We start from the raw sequence: 13,968 nt of genomic DNA on the forward strand, positions 1-13,968 counted from the left end.
GCGTTCGAACGCGGAGGCCCGGATCCACCGCCTCAGAGGACCCGGCCACCCTGCCAGACCGCCTCCGACCCGCCCACGGCACGGGGTTCAGCCGCAGACCTCCTGGTAGGACACCTCCGGTACATGACGCTGCCACTCCTCGCGGGTGAGCGAGCGTCGAGTCGTGTCGCACAGGGTCCTGGTGATGTCGCTGGTGTAGCCGAGATCCCACCGCCGCACCGAGTGGTCCTCGCCGACGCTGGCCAGTGCCGCACCGTTGGGGCTGAAGGCGATCGCGCGCACCGGGCGGGTATGGCCGAAGTAGGGCCGGCTGATCTGACGTCGGCTGCCGATGTGCCACAACCGCACCGAGGTGTCTCCGCTGCCGGTGGCCAGCAGTCGCCCATCCGGGCTGAACGCCACCGAGTACACCGGCCCGGTGTGGCCGGTGATGGCCTCCCCGACCTGCCGGCGGGTCGTGGTGTCCCACAGTCGGATGACTCCGTCGTCGGATCCGGTGGCCAGCAGGTCGCCGGTCGCGTTGAACGCCATGCCACCGACCGGACCGTTGCCCGCCACGGTCAGCGTCGTGTCGCGTGCCGGGTCTGTGAGGTCCCACAGCTGGACCTTGCCGTCGTCCCGGCCGGCGGCCACGGTCCGCCCGTCCGGGCTGAACACGACCCGGACCGCGGGCGGCCCGTCGAGCAGGGTCCTCGTCCGGGTCTTCGTCGCGATGTCCCACAGGAACACCGCGGGCTTGACCTCCTCGGAGTCCCCCGCGGCCACCGCGAGGGACCGTCCGTCCGGGCTGTACGCGACCGACCAGGCCACCGCACCCGCGAGCAGGCGATCGAGCTGCCTTCCGGTGCGCAGGTCCCACAGCGTCACACTGCCGCTCTGCTCGATCGGCTTGTCGCCGTCCCGCCAGACGTCGACACCGGCCAGGGCCACCGCGGTGCCGTCGGGGCTGAACGCGATCGACCGAACGGTTCGGGTGATCCCGGTCGACAGGCTGCCCACTGGCTTGTCGGCATCGTCCCAGAGCCGCACGCTCGGCCCTTCGCTTCCCCAGTCGGTCCCGGGGTTCGTGCCTGGCGAGAGCGCCAGGCCGCCACGCACTTCACCGCTGAAGACATCGTTCAGCACACCGCCGGCCGGTACGCCGCGAACTCCGCTGAAGGTGGTCAGCCAGTTCGCGCCGGCCAGACACAGGCGCCAACCGTCCTGTCCGCAGGAGAACAGGTTCCTGGCCTGCTCGGGGCTCCACCCGTAGTCGCCGCCCGTGGCGAGGGTCCGGCCGTCCGGGCTGAACGCGGCAGCGTAGACCGGGCCGACGTGCCCGGTCATCGGCCGGTTCGCCCGCAGTTGACCGCTGACGTCCCAGAGCCGGGCGGTGCCGTCCACGGCCCCACTGATCAGCGTGCGGCCGTCCGGGCCGAAGGTCAACGAGGCGACCTGCCTGCTGTGCCCGGCCAGCGGATCACCGACGGCTTGCCGGGTTCTGGTGTCCCACAGCCGGACGGTGCCGTCCTGGCCGCCGGTGGCCAAGGTCCCGCCGTCCCGGGAGAACGCGACCGGCGGTGCGTTGCCGAACCGGTCGACCTCGGTGCGTGCGGGAATGGCCGGTCCGCTCTCCTGTCGCGTTCCGACGTCCCAGAACCGGATGGAACCGTCCGCGCCCGCGCTGACGAGCGTCTCCCCGGTCGGGGACATGGCGAGGGCGGGCACGACCCGGGAGGCTCCATCGGCTCTGTACGCCTTCACCGGCGCACCGATCCGGTGTTGGGTGGCGGTGTCCCAGAAGCGCAGGGTGCCGTCCACCCCCGAGGTGACCAGCGTGCGGCTGTCCGGGCTGAACACGGCCGAGGGACTCACTTCGGCGGCAGTGCCGTAGTCGGCGACCGTCATGACGGCACCGTCCTGCTCCCGCGTCACCGGGTCCAGCAGCCGTACCCGCTGCTTGTCGATGCTCACCACCAGGAATCGCCCGTCCGGTGCGTACGCCTCGGCGGGAGCGGGGTGGTCGTTGGTCGTGGCGGTGGCGGGGCGGCCGTCCAGCTCCGTGGCCACCACCCGGCGCGTGGCCACGTCCCACAAGGTGCCGCCGCTGTCGTGTGCGGCGACCGCCAGGGTCCGGCCGTCCGGGCTGAACTCGACCGACCGGACCGTGCCGGAGAACACCGGCAGATCGCCGATCGGGGCACGGGTCCGGCTGTCCCACAGTCGGACCACGGTGTCCGCCGCCGTGGCGAAGGAGGTGCCGTCCGGGCTGAACGCCACCGCGCCGACTGCTTGGCCGCCCGCGTCCAGTCGGGCGATCCCGGACCGGCCGCCGGCGACCAGCATGCTGGTCGCCGCCTCGGCGGTCGGGCTGATCTTGGCGGCCGCCAGGCTGAGCAGCCGGGACAGGTCCGGATCGGTGTCGCCGATCGCCTCGCTGCGCGCCGCGAGCGCCCGGGACAGCGCCTGGTCCCGTTGGGTGATCGCCGCCTGGCCCTGCACGAACGCGATCAGCCCGAGCAGCGCCACCAGCCCCACCGCTGTCCACCGCAGCCAGGTGGCGATCCGGTGCTGCCGGTCGTCCTCGCTGTCCAGCCGGTCCTTGGACTCGCCGTGGAGCGGAGCGGCCAGCGTGGCGAGCTCGGACCGGAAGCTGCTGTTGCGGATCGACAGGCGCGGCCGGTCGCGAGCCCAGGTGAGGTCGACCCACAGCGGTTCGGCCGCGAACCAGCCGGTCAACGCGCGAGGTAACGCGGTGGTGCGCTCCCAGTCGAAGTCCCCAGCGGCCGCATCCCACCGGATCTCCCCCTCGCTGAGCACGATGAGGAACGTCTCGCGCTCCCGGTTGGCTCGCCAGTACTCGACCTCCCGCCCCACCCAGACCGACCGGGCGGACTGCGGGGACGCCATCAGGATGAAGAACCGGGAGGACTCCAGCGCGTTCTCGATGGTTCGCCACAGGTCCGGGTTGGCACCCAGGCTGGTCTGGTCCCGGAACACCCGCAGCGCCCTGGGGCGGTACCAGCGCTTGGCGAACCGATGCAGACCACGTTGCACCTCAGAGGCCAGGCGCATGTCCGCCACGTGGCTGTAGGACAGGAACGCGTCATAGCCGGCGCGGTCACTCGCCATGGGAGAGATCCTCCACGAGGTGTGCGGATGGCTGATCGCCTGCTCGAGATGCTGATCCGCGACCACTGTTCCCGGGCCGGGCCGCCGGCCCTCATGCCGGTGGCATCGCCCGACGCGCTGACGTGGGCGGGCAGAGCACATCCTGCCGGCACCGGTCGTGGCATGGGAGTGCGATGCCGCTTGAGAAGCGGCCACGGTTCATCCGCATTCCTACGGTAGTGCGGAACTGTTCAAGTGGTCATTTGGACGCACACAGGTGAGCTTCGCCCACTGTCTTCCCGGGAGACCGCCCGCTCGTTCCGCGTTCAGCAGGTGGCGCGGTCGGGCGTTGTGAGGACGGACGGGGAGCCGGCGCGGCGTTCCAGCATGACCGTGTCGCGCCACACGCCGTGGTGCTGAGCGATGCGCTCGCGAACGCCGACGGTGCGGTAGCCGGCCGAGTGGTGCAGAGAGATACCGGCGCGGTTCTCCGGGAAGATCGCGGTCTGCAACGTCCACAGCCCGCTCTGGTCGGCGGCGGTGACCTGGCGGTGGAGCAGGGACTTGCCCACGCCCCGGCCGCGGAAGCCGTCGCCGACGTAGACCGAGGTCTCGGCCACGCCGGAGTAGCACTCCCGGGTCGACACGGGCGTGGCGGCGGTCCAGCCCGCGACCCGGCCGTCGACCACGGCGACCCAGCGGTGCCCGGGCAGCCACTTCGACTCCAGCGTGCGGCGACTGGGGGTCTCCGTCTCGAAGGTGGCGTCGCCGGTGGCGATGCCCTCGGCGTAGATCCGGCGCACGTCGGGCCAGTCGTCCTCGGTCAGGGCGCGGACGGTGACGTCGGCGGGCAGGTCGGTCGGGCAGCACGGCTTGGTGACGATGGTGCCCATGATGGCGTCGGCGGCGTGCGGCAGGCCCGTGCAGCACGCCCGGTTGACCGAGACCAGGGTCGCGGTGCCCTCCTTGCGCAGCCGGACGAACCCCACGTCGGCGAGTTTGCGCAGGTGGTGCGAGCAGGTCGACTGGCTGATGCCGACGGCCTCGGTCAGCGCGCCCACGGTGAGCTCGCCGGGGTGGGTGGCGACGGTGTGCAGCAGGCGCACGCGGGTCGGGTCGGCCAGGCAGGCGAACCACTCGGCGTAGGTCGAGGCGTCCTCGGGCGCGAGGCCCACCGCGGGCAGCATCGTCGTCATGATGCGATTATCGATGGTTCTCGATGGTTGCGTCAATCGACGCCCCTTGCTACATTCGAGTAATTGATCGAGAAATATCGATGAAAAGACCTGGTCGTGGAGGAGCTCCCGGTAGTCGTGGTGGGCGCGGGTCCAGTGGGCTTGGCAGCAGCGGCGCAGCTGCTGGAACGCGGGCTGCGGCCGCTGGTGCCGGAAGCCGGTCCCCAAGCGGGGGCGGCTGTGGCGCGGTGGCATCACGTCCGGTTGTTCTCGCGGTGGTCGGAGCTGGTCGACCCGGCCGCACGCCGCCTGCTGGAGCGGTCCGGCTGGACGGCGCCCGAGGCCGAGGCCTACCCCACCGGCGCCGAGTGGGCCTCGCAGTACCTGGCGCCCCTGGCCGACGCGTTGGGCGAGCACGTCCGGTTCGGCACGCGGGTCGTGGGTGTGGCACGCCGAGGCCGTGACCGCATCGTCGACGCGGGCCGCGACAGTGAGCCGCTGACCGTGCACGTCGAGACCTCGGGCAGCGAAGAGCGCATCACGGCTCGCGCGCTGATCGACGCTTCCCGCACCTGGAGCACCCCCAACCCGCTGGGAGGTGACGGCCTTCCGGCCATCGGTGAGCGATCGGCCGCCGATCGGATCAGCTACCGGGTCCCCGACCTGTCCGTCGAAACCGCGCGGTACGCGGGTCGGAGGATCGCCGTCGCCGGCAGTGGCCACTCCGCGCTCACCGCGTTGGTGGCACTGGCGGGCCTGGCCGAACGGCACCCCGGCACGCACATCACGTGGCTGCTGCGCCGCGGCGCGGTCGGCAACGTCTTCGGCGGCGGTCAGTCCGACCAGCTCCCCGCCCGCGGCGCGCTCGGCCTCAAGGCCAAGGCGGCGGTCGAGGCCGGCCACGTGGAAGTCGTCACCGGTTTCCGCACCAGCCTCGTGGAACGCGACCCAGGCGGTCGTCTGGTGCTGGAGTCGCAGGACGGCCACCGCCTGGGACCGGTTGACGAGGTCGTCGTCCTGACCGGGTTCCGCCCGGACCTGAGCTGGCTCTCGGAGGTCCGTCTGGAGCTGGACCCGGTGTTGCAGGCGCCGACCGCGCTCGCTCCGCTGATCGACCCGAACGTCCACTCCTGCGGCACCGTGTACCCGCACGGCGCCGATGAGCTGCGCCAGCCCGAGCCGAACGTCTACCTCGTCGGCATGAAGAGCTACGGCCGCGCACCGACGTTCCTCGCGCTGACCGGGTACGAGCAGGTCCGCAGCGTGGCCGCGGACATCGCCGGCGACCGCGAGGCCGCGGGCAAGGTCGAGCTGACCCTGCCCGAGACGGGCGTGTGCGGTGGCTCCGACCTGTTCGACGCTCGGCCCGCAGCGTCGACCGGTGGCTGCTGCGCTCCTGCCCCGGCTGTGCTGGACCTGGTGGCACCGGGCAAGCGGGCTTGACGACCGCCCGACGCACGGCCGGCGGAGCGTCGGACGACGGCGCTCCGCACCTGGCCGTCGCGGTAGCGGTGAGCGCCTGTCGCGGCGATCAGGTCGGTTTGCGGGGTTCGACGACTCGGGCCAACCGCTGGACGCGGTCTTGCAGGTCGCGGACCGCCGAGTCGAACGCCTCCTCGGTGCCGACGCGGACCGGATCCCGCACCGACCAGTGCAACCTCTCGGGCAGCGCGTCGGCGAGTTCCTCATGGGAGTTGTCGCAGACCACGACCACGAAGTCCTCCGGTCGGATGACCTCGTCCAGGCTGTGCACCGACGCGTTCTCCAGGGACAGGTCACGGCTGCGTGCCGCCGCGACCGCAAGAGGGTGAATGCGACGGGAGGGATGAGCGCCCGCCGAGGTCGCGGGCACCCGGTTGTAGCGTTGCCAGAGCCGCGCGGCCAGTTGGGACCGGGCCGAGTTGCGGGCGCAGACGAACACCACCCGGTCGGCACGCACGGTGCCCGCGCGCAGTCCTGCCGCGGTTCCCGCGTCGCTGAGCTTGAGGTAGGTCCGGCGGCGGTCGCCTTCCGAGCGCAGTCGTTCGACGACGCCGGCTTGCTCCAGGATCTTCACGTGGTGCGCCAGCAGGTTGCTGGGCAGGTCCAACCTCGCGCCGATCTCGCTCGGTGAGGCGTCACCCAGGAGCAGGTGTTCGGCGATGGCTAATCGGATCGGCTCACCGAGCGCGTGGTGCAGTTGCGCTCGGGCGACGAGGTCGGGCGGCAGATCGGCGGTCATCCAGTCAAGCTTCTTGATTCCGCGCGTCCACGTCAACGAACCCGGCGCGACGGCGTGGCGGCGAGTGACAGCACCGCTGCCCCGCCCGCCAGGAGGGCCAGGAAGCCGAACACGATCGGGTAGCCCCCCAGAACCCCGGCGAGCGCGGTGGCCACCCAGGGGGCCAACGCCCCGGTGAAGATCAACGGCGCGGACAGGAGGCCGCTGAGGCGTCCGTAGTGGGCAGCGCCCCAACGGTCGGTGATCGCGGTGGCGTGCAGGAGGGTGAACACGCCACGCGCCGCACCGGCGAGCATCGCGATCCCCATCAGCAGGGCTACGGGTCCCGGCACGAACGCGAACAGCGCGGTGGTGATCGCCGCCGCGAGCAGGATCCCCGCGGTACGGGTGCGGGGCGTGGTGCGGTTGGCGAGGCGCGCGTAGCCGAGCCGGCTGAGGACTTGTCCGACACCTCCCAATCCCAGCGCCCACGCGGCCACCGTCGTCGACATACCGCGTTCGGCGAAGAGCGGCACCGAAGCGACCACCACCGCATGGACGGCGAAACCACCGAGGCTCATGGCGACGACGAGCATGACGAACGCCCCGCTCCGGGCGATGCGCCGCGGATCGTCCGGCTCTCCCCCGACGACGTCGTCCACGACCGGCGCCGGTGACCAGGGCCGCCGCAAGCCCCAGACGTGCAGCGGCACGGTGACCGCGGCGAGCACGCAGGCGAGCACGATGTAGCTCCGCCGCCAGTCGAGGTTCGCGAGCAACGCCGCCGTGAGCGGGGCGAACACCGTGCCGGCCAGGCCACCGATCAACGTCACGGTCGTCAGGGCCCGCACGCGGGCGGATCCGTACCACCGCGTGATCGCGGCGAACGCCGGCTGGTAGAGCACCGCGCTCGTCGACACGCCGATCAGGAACCACATCACCAGGTACACCGGCAACGACGGCGCGAGCGCCATCCCGATCGTGGCGAACACCCCGAGCAGCGAGCCGGAGGTCATCACCAGGCGCGGCCCGCGCCTGTCCAGGACCCGTCCCACCACTACCCCCGCGAGCGCGGACGTGAGCTGCGACAGGGAGAATCCCGCGATCACCGCCGTCGGGTGCCACCCGGTGGACGAGCTGATCCGTGGAGCCATGATCGGGAAGGCGTAGACGAGCACTCCCCAACTGGTGACCTGGGTGACGCACAGCGACACGAGGACTCGTCCCAAGCCGGCGGAATCACCTCCGGCCGAGCCGGCCGCACGACCGGTCACCGCTGGACGACCTTCGTCGACCACTCGTTCGTGTGCACCACGTTCGTCGGGGAAAGGGCCTCGCTACGGTTCGACGGCGGGTTCAAGGGCAGTCGGGCGGGTGGCTGCGGCGGCGTCGGCTGGGCGCGACGGCCAGCGGTCCCCCGGTGCGCAACAGGTGCTCGATGAACGCCCAAGGCCCGGTTTCGACCTTGTAGTGGCTCCACGTGCCGCGTCGCTCGCGCTTGAGGACACCGGCTTTGACGAGGATGTTCAGGTGATGGCTGAGTGACGACTGCGGCATGTCGAACTCGTCCGCCAAGTCGTTGAAGGTGATCTCGCCACCTTCCGCCCTGCGCACCATGGCCACGACCTGGATGCGGACGGGATCGGCGAGCGCTTTGAACAACGTCGCCGCGGCCTGGGCATCGGCCGGGTCAAGGAAGGCAGGCCCGGAGTACACGGAGGCCAGCTTTACCACCTCACTCGTCCGGGCCTGACACGTGCGGAGGCTGCCATGATGCCATCCGACGAGGAAGGACGCGCCCCGCCTGCCGGACGGCCCACGCCATGCGGTCCGGCGCGACGTCAGCCTAACTCGGCATCGCGGGTCCCCGACAGCACGAGCATCGACTTGATCGCGTCCAAGCGGTCCTCCCGCAGCGCGAACCACTCCCACGGTGCACGGGTCTCCGCCTTCACCAGTCCGGCATCCCGCAGAACGGCCAAGTGCCGGACGAGGGCGTCTTCGGAGACACCCGCCTGGTCGCGCAGGCGGCACTCGCAGATCCAGCCGTCCTCGGCGGCCGCGATGACGCTGACCAGTCGCAGCCGGTCGGGGTCGGACAGGGCGTGGCAGAGGCCCGCCAGTTCGGCGGCGTCAGCGCGGTTCACGAGGTCCGGGGCGGCTCCGTCCACCGGCCGGGTCACGTCGACGGCGATTCGGTCCATCTCCACACCCCGAGAGGTCCCCATGCCCTCACCATACGAGCTGGATTGATCGATGTCGATACAAGCCGCGGAACCACAGCCGTCCGTCAAAGGCGTTTGGGCACCGGGACGACGTAGCGGTTGTACAGCAGCTCCCGCAGGACGTCGTCGCCTCCTTCGACGATGGACACGTACCGGATGTCCCGCACCAGCTTGCCGATCAACGACTCCCGGGTGTAGCCGAAGCCGCCGAACACCTCGGAGCCGACCGTGGCGTTCTCCCAACCGGCTTGCCCGCAGTACATCTTGGCCGCCAGGGCCGAGCGCAGCGTTCCCCTCCTCACCAGCGTCTCGGCGGCCGCCGGACCTTCGACCAACGCGTCGAACTCCCGGGCGGCGGCTTTGCACTGGTTGAGCATCACCTCGATCCGCATCTCGATCTGGCCGAGCTTCCCGGCGAACACCGGGTGATCGGCGAGGACGCCGCCGTACAAGGACTTCTCCTCGGCGTAGTCCATGCACAGGTCGCGGATGCGCCGCGACACGCCGACCGCGGTGGTCGCGATGAGGATCCGGCTGGCGTTGAGCGCGACTTCCAACAGGCGCAACCCCGGTCCGACGAGCGCGTGGTCCGCTGGTACCCGGCAGTTGTCGAGCGCTACCTCATAGGTGCCCGAGGAACGCAGGCCCTGCATCTCCCAGCGCTTGAGGATGCGGATGCCCGGCGTGTCCGCGGGGACCACGACGGCCAGGTGTTCGTCGGGAACGTCGGCGGAGCGGGCGATCACGACGAGGAACTGGGCGAACGCCGTGTTCGTCGAGAAGTACTTCAGACCGTCCAGCACCAGGTGGCCGCCCGCACGACGAACCGTCGTGGTGATCTCGGCCAGGTTGCTGCCCGCCTCCTTCTCACTGCCGAGCGTCGCGCAGAACCCACCGGTGGCGGCCATCGCCGACAGGTACCGGTCCTGCAACGCCTGGCTGCCGTACAGCGACACCATGGTGGTGCCGAGGATGGAGATGAACTGGGTGAAGGCCGTGCCCGCATCGCCGTAGGACAGCTCCGAAACGACGTCCACGCTGTCTTCCAGGGTCAAGCCCGAGCCGCCGGCGTCCTTGGGCAGCCACCAGTTCGCCAGTCCGAGCTGGTGCAACCTCACCTGCCGGGCAAGGGGCATCTCCGCGATCGAGTCGAGCTGGTCCTGGTGGTCCAGCAGCTCATCCCGCACGTAGTCGCGGATCCGGTCCAGGACGTCGCTCGGCATGGGACTCTCCTGCCGGGTCAGAAGCGGAAGAAGAGGTTGAGGAACTTCTCGGCGAGGTCTCGACTGCCGCGCACGGTGCCCGCGTCCGCCCTGCCGAACGCGGTGAGCACCAGACCTGCCGGGTCGAACTCGATGACCGTGAGGCCGGACAGGTCGCCCGGGACGAACTCGATGCCCTCCGGGCGCACCTTGCCGACGGTGTCACCGGCGTTGGCTCCGCCGAGCACCCGGACGCCGATCTCGAAGGGCTCCTTCACCCCGTCCAAGTCGCTCGTGTTGGGCCACATCAGGAAGCACAGGGGCACGAGCAGGTCGGCCGCCTCACCGTCGAGCGGTCGGATGCCCGGCACGGCCTTGCGCACGTCCCAACCGTGCACGATGTACTCGAGCGCCTGGCAGATCGGGAAGAACGAAGCCGGTACCGGTCCCATGTACCAGTGCGGTACCAGCAGGTCGGTCCAGTCCTTGTCGCTGAGCTCCGCCGTCACGGCGAGCATGGAGTTCAGGACCCCTTGGAGCCGGTCGATCAGCTCCTGGCGCGGTAACCCGCTCAGGGCCTGCGCTCCGGCGTCCATGTTCTTCGCCATGTCCCGCACGGACAGCAGGGGCTCGGGTTCCTCGTCGACCGTGGTCAGGTGGAAGCTGTGCAGGTAGGCCTCGGTGTTGTGGATGAGGTGCGCGACCACCTCCCGGACCCGCCAGTGGCCCGCCGCGGTCGGGTCGTCCCACAACGCGGGGTCCGACACCAGCTCCAGCAGGCCGTCGGCTTCGCGTCGCCACACCATGTCGAGGTTGCCGCGGCTCGCGGGCTCCAGGAAGTTCCAGCTCACGTCGTGCTCCTGTTCTCGACTGGTGGGGATGGCGGGGTGCGCTTGGGGGAGGCACACCCCGCCTGGTCGGAATCGGTGCTACCGGTTCGTGTCGCCGCCGTGGCCGATCACCGGGTCGCTCGGGATCGCGCTCGCAGCAGAGCCACCAGGGTGACCGCCAAACCGACCAGGGCGATCACGGTGCCGAAGATCAGTCCTGGCCGGAACTGCGCCAGCACGACGTCTGCCGACGCCTCGACGGACGCCGGGTCCGAGGAACCGGAGCTGGCGATGATGGCGGTGGTCACGGCCAGCACGATCGCGGAGCCCACCTGGCCGGAGGTCTGGAGCAACCCGGCGGCCAGGCCTTGCTCGTGGTCGGCCACGCCCGCGGTGGCCTGCACGCTGGCCGAGGGGAACGTCAGCGCGAAGCCGATGCCCACGAGGATCGTGGTGGGCAGGATGTCGAGGATGTAGTTCGGGGTGCTGTCCAGGCGCAGGAAGAGGAGTTGGCCCAGCGACAGCGACAGCAGGCCGCCGATGATGACCGGAGGCGTGCCGTAGCGACCGATCAGCTTCCCGGCGTACGGGGCGGCGAGGACGACGAGCATGCCCACGGGTAGCACCGCGAGCGCCATTTCCAACGGGGACCAGGCCAACGACCGCTGGAAGTACAGCGTCACGACGAACTGGAACGCCGCGTACGAACCGAGCAGGGCGATGAAGCTGAGGTTGGCCCGGACCAGTGCGCCGTTGGCGAGGATGCCCAACCGCACCAGCGGGTACTGGATCTTCCGCTCGACGACGACGAAGACCGCGAGCAGCACGACGGCGACGGCGAACCCGACCAGCGTCTTGACGTGCAGCCAGCCGATCTCGGGAGCGGTGACCACGGTGTAGACGAGCATCAGCATCGCACCGGTCAGCGTCACGGCGCCCAGGAAGTCGTAACCCCCGGATGCGGCGGGCCTGTCCTTGGGCACGAGGGCGATGCCCACGATCAGCGCCACCAGCGCGATCGGGACGGGGAACAGGAAGGTCCAACGCCAGTCGATCCCGGTCATCAGCCCGCCGAAGATCAGACCGGACGAGAAGCCGCTGGCACCGAAGACGGTGTAGATCGACAGGGCGCGGTTGCGTTGACGCCCTTCGGCGAAGGTCGTCGTGATGATCGACAAGCCGGTCGGCGCGGTGAACGCGGCGGCGACGCCCTTGATGAACCGGGTCACGATCAGCAGGAGGCTGTCGTCGACCAGACCACCCAGCAGGGAGGCGACGGCGAACACGGCGAGGGCGACCAGGAAGACGTTGCGCCTGCCCAGCAGGTCGGCGGTGCGACCGCCGAGGAGCAGGAACCCGCCGAACCCGAGGATGTACCCGTTCATGATCCACTGCAGTTCCGCGGTGGACATCCCGAGTTCGCTGCCGATCGACGGCAGGCTCACGGCGGCCATCGTGTAGTCGAGCCCGTCGAGGAAGAGCGCGAGACAAAGAACAGCGAGCAGCGCCCACATCTTCGCGGACCAACGCTGATCGCCGGCGACGCCGGCATTCACGGATTCGGTTACCGGAGTCGGTTCGTTTGCTGAAGCCACATTGCGAACCGTGACAGCTGTGACTTTACCTGTCAAGCCGTACCAGAAATTTCCAGACGATCGGGAAAAGTCCGATCGTGGATACGTCGAACAGGCACGCGGGATAACCCGTGCGCCTTCTGTGAAGAATGAGAACGTCGTCTTCGATGAATCGACTGCTTCCGCCGAGTTCCGGACGGCACTCGGCCGGACATCCGCAGGGGGCGCCGGACCGGCGACACCCGCACCGGTCCGGCGGCAGCGGAGCCGCGAATCCGCTCAGTTGCCCACTGGCTGGTCCTGGGCAAGGGCACCGGCCTTCACCAGGCCCTCCCGGACGTGTTCGGGCTTGATCAGGCCACCGGCGATCACCTCGCCGCCGACCATGAGCACCGGCAGCTGCAGGCCGTCGTTGCGCTGACGCTCGGTCAGGTCGTCGAGCACCTCCTTCGACAGCGCGCCGTTCATGCCCGCCGTGGCCGAGATGGTGCGGAAGGTGGCGGGCGCGCCGGTCTCGGCGATCACGTCCTGCGCCGCGCGCAGCGCCCGCTCGTCGAACGGCTTGGCCATCGGGCTGCAGCAGCTTCCGGTGATGACGAGGACTTCGGGACCACCCGCGGCCGAGGCCGGATCCTGCGCGGCGGGTGCGGGCGCCTTCGACTCGACCTTTTCCCGGGCGTCGTCCTCGAGCAGGTCCTCGTCGGGAACGATGTTGACGACACCACAGCAACTGCCGACCGCGCCGTCCTGCTTCCCTCCGCCGAAGAGGCGCTTCAAGAAGCCTCCGCTGGTAGCCATCGTTTTCTCCGTCCTAGATTTGATCAGGCGAACAAAGGAATCAGGAATCCACCCGTGATCGCGACCGCCAGAATCGATCCGACGAAAGTCGCGACCAGTCGGGGCTTGAAGACGGCCGTGAGCATGCTGACTTCCGGGATGCTCGCGCCGGCCCCGCCGATGATGAGGGCGAAGACCGGTCCGATCCCCATGCCCGCCGAGGTGAGCGCCAACCCGACGGGAAGGGCCGACTCCGTGCGGACGTAGAGCGGGATGCCCACGACCGCCGCGATGGGCACGGCCCAGAAGCTGCCCGGACCGGCGACGTCGAGGAGGAACGACTCGGGCACGAACCCGTAGACCAGGGCACCGACCGAGAGTCCGATGAACAACGGCAGGAGCAGGGGCTTCATGCCGGACTTGGTCTGCTCCCACGCCGGGCGGAGTTCCGGCTTGAAACCGCGCCAGGGCTCCTCGTGCTCACCCGATCCGGCGACGCGGACGCGCTTGACGTCCTGGGCCAGCCCGAGCCTGTCCCACAGCAGGGCGAGGAGCAGTGTGGTGACGAACGTGACGGCCGCGTAACCGACCATGATCTTCCAGCCGAACAGCAGCGCGACGACCCCGAGGATGATCGGGTCGAGCAGCGGCGACGAGATCAAGAAGGCGGCGGCCGCGGAGAAGGGCGCACCCGCCTTCAGCATGCCGAGCAGCATGGGCAGTGTCGAGCACGAGCAGAACGGCGTGAGCGCGCCGAGCGCGATGCCCTTGAGCGGTGCCATGAACGTGCCACCGGCGAGCCAGGACTGCAGGCGCTTCTCGCCGAGCTTGCGGTTGAGCAGCACCACCGCCATGGAAACCAGGAGGAACAGGGCGATGAGCTCGGCGGCCAACG

General features: G+C 70.0%; 12 protein-coding genes. 1 reads left to right on the top strand and 11 read right to left on the bottom strand.

Annotated features, from left to right (window positions below; genetic code table 11):
- Nucleotides 1-87: 87 nt before the first annotated feature.
- Nucleotides 88-3,111, bottom strand: a complete 3,024-nt coding sequence (locus FHX81_RS08350) for a WD40 domain-containing protein (RefSeq protein ID WP_170231978.1) — start codon at nucleotides 3,109-3,111, stop codon at nucleotides 88-90.
- 305 nt (nucleotides 3,112-3,416) lie between these two features.
- The gene (locus FHX81_RS08355) at nucleotides 3,417-4,286 is read right to left on the bottom strand and encodes a helix-turn-helix domain-containing GNAT family N-acetyltransferase (RefSeq protein WP_141976642.1); all 870 of its coding nucleotides are present in this window, start codon (nucleotides 4,284-4,286) and stop codon (nucleotides 3,417-3,419) included.
- Nucleotides 4,287-4,382: 96 nt separating this feature from the next.
- Here FHX81_RS08355 and FHX81_RS08360 point away from each other — a divergent pair, with 96 nt between their 5' ends.
- The gene (locus FHX81_RS08360; protein ID WP_141976644.1) at nucleotides 4,383-5,708 is read left to right on the top strand and encodes an NAD(P)-binding domain-containing protein; all 1,326 of its coding nucleotides are present in this window, start codon (nucleotides 4,383-4,385) and stop codon (nucleotides 5,706-5,708) included.
- Between the two features lie 88 nt (nucleotides 5,709-5,796).
- On the opposite strand, the gene FHX81_RS08365 is transcribed toward FHX81_RS08360, so the two are convergent.
- The 9 genes from FHX81_RS08365 to FHX81_RS08405 all read right to left on the bottom strand — a co-directional run bounded on the left by FHX81_RS08365 (nucleotide 5,797) and on the right by FHX81_RS08405 (nucleotide 13,966).
- Entirely contained in the window at nucleotides 5,797-6,486 is a 690-nt protein-coding gene (locus tag FHX81_RS08365; RefSeq protein ID WP_141976645.1) for an arsenate reductase/protein-tyrosine-phosphatase family protein, read from the bottom strand.
- A gap of 32 nt (nucleotides 6,487-6,518) precedes the next feature.
- Entirely contained in the window at nucleotides 6,519-7,694 is a 1,176-nt protein-coding gene (locus tag FHX81_RS08370) for an MFS transporter (protein ID WP_246107697.1), read from the bottom strand.
- Between the two features lie 127 nt (nucleotides 7,695-7,821).
- Nucleotides 7,822-8,199: an ArsR/SmtB family transcription factor gene (locus FHX81_RS08375; RefSeq protein WP_141976646.1), complete on the bottom strand. Its 378-nt coding sequence runs from the start codon at nucleotides 8,197-8,199 to the stop codon at nucleotides 7,822-7,824.
- A gap of 107 nt (nucleotides 8,200-8,306) precedes the next feature.
- On the bottom strand, nucleotides 8,307-8,669 hold the full coding sequence (locus FHX81_RS08380) for an ArsR/SmtB family transcription factor (RefSeq protein WP_141976647.1): 363 nt from the start codon (nucleotides 8,667-8,669) through the stop codon (nucleotides 8,307-8,309).
- 86 nt (nucleotides 8,670-8,755) lie between these two features.
- Nucleotides 8,756-9,913 (bottom strand): acyl-CoA dehydrogenase family protein, encoded by a 1,158-nt coding sequence (locus FHX81_RS08385; RefSeq protein ID WP_141976648.1) that lies wholly within the window; start codon nucleotides 9,911-9,913, stop codon nucleotides 8,756-8,758.
- Nucleotides 9,914-9,930: 17 nt separating this feature from the next.
- Nucleotides 9,931-10,743, bottom strand: a complete 813-nt coding sequence (locus FHX81_RS08390) for a maleylpyruvate isomerase family mycothiol-dependent enzyme (protein ID WP_141976649.1) — start codon at nucleotides 10,741-10,743, stop codon at nucleotides 9,931-9,933.
- Nucleotides 10,744-10,850: 107 nt separating this feature from the next.
- Nucleotides 10,851-12,236, bottom strand: a complete 1,386-nt coding sequence (locus tag FHX81_RS08395; RefSeq protein WP_141976650.1) for an MFS transporter — start codon at nucleotides 12,234-12,236, stop codon at nucleotides 10,851-10,853.
- Nucleotides 12,237-12,575: 339 nt separating this feature from the next.
- Complete coding sequence (locus FHX81_RS08400) at nucleotides 12,576-13,073, bottom strand: hypothetical protein (RefSeq protein WP_141976651.1); 498 nt, start codon at nucleotides 13,071-13,073, stop codon at nucleotides 12,576-12,578.
- A gap of 44 nt (nucleotides 13,074-13,117) precedes the next feature.
- Nucleotides 13,118-13,966: a permease gene (locus FHX81_RS08405; protein ID WP_246107698.1), complete on the bottom strand. Its 849-nt coding sequence runs from the start codon at nucleotides 13,964-13,966 to the stop codon at nucleotides 13,118-13,120.
- Between the last annotated feature and the right edge of the window lie 2 nt (nucleotides 13,967-13,968).

This window comes from Saccharothrix saharensis (assembly GCF_006716745.1).
In the GTDB taxonomy this organism is placed as follows: Bacteria; Actinomycetota; Actinomycetes; order Mycobacteriales; family Pseudonocardiaceae; genus Actinosynnema; species Actinosynnema saharense.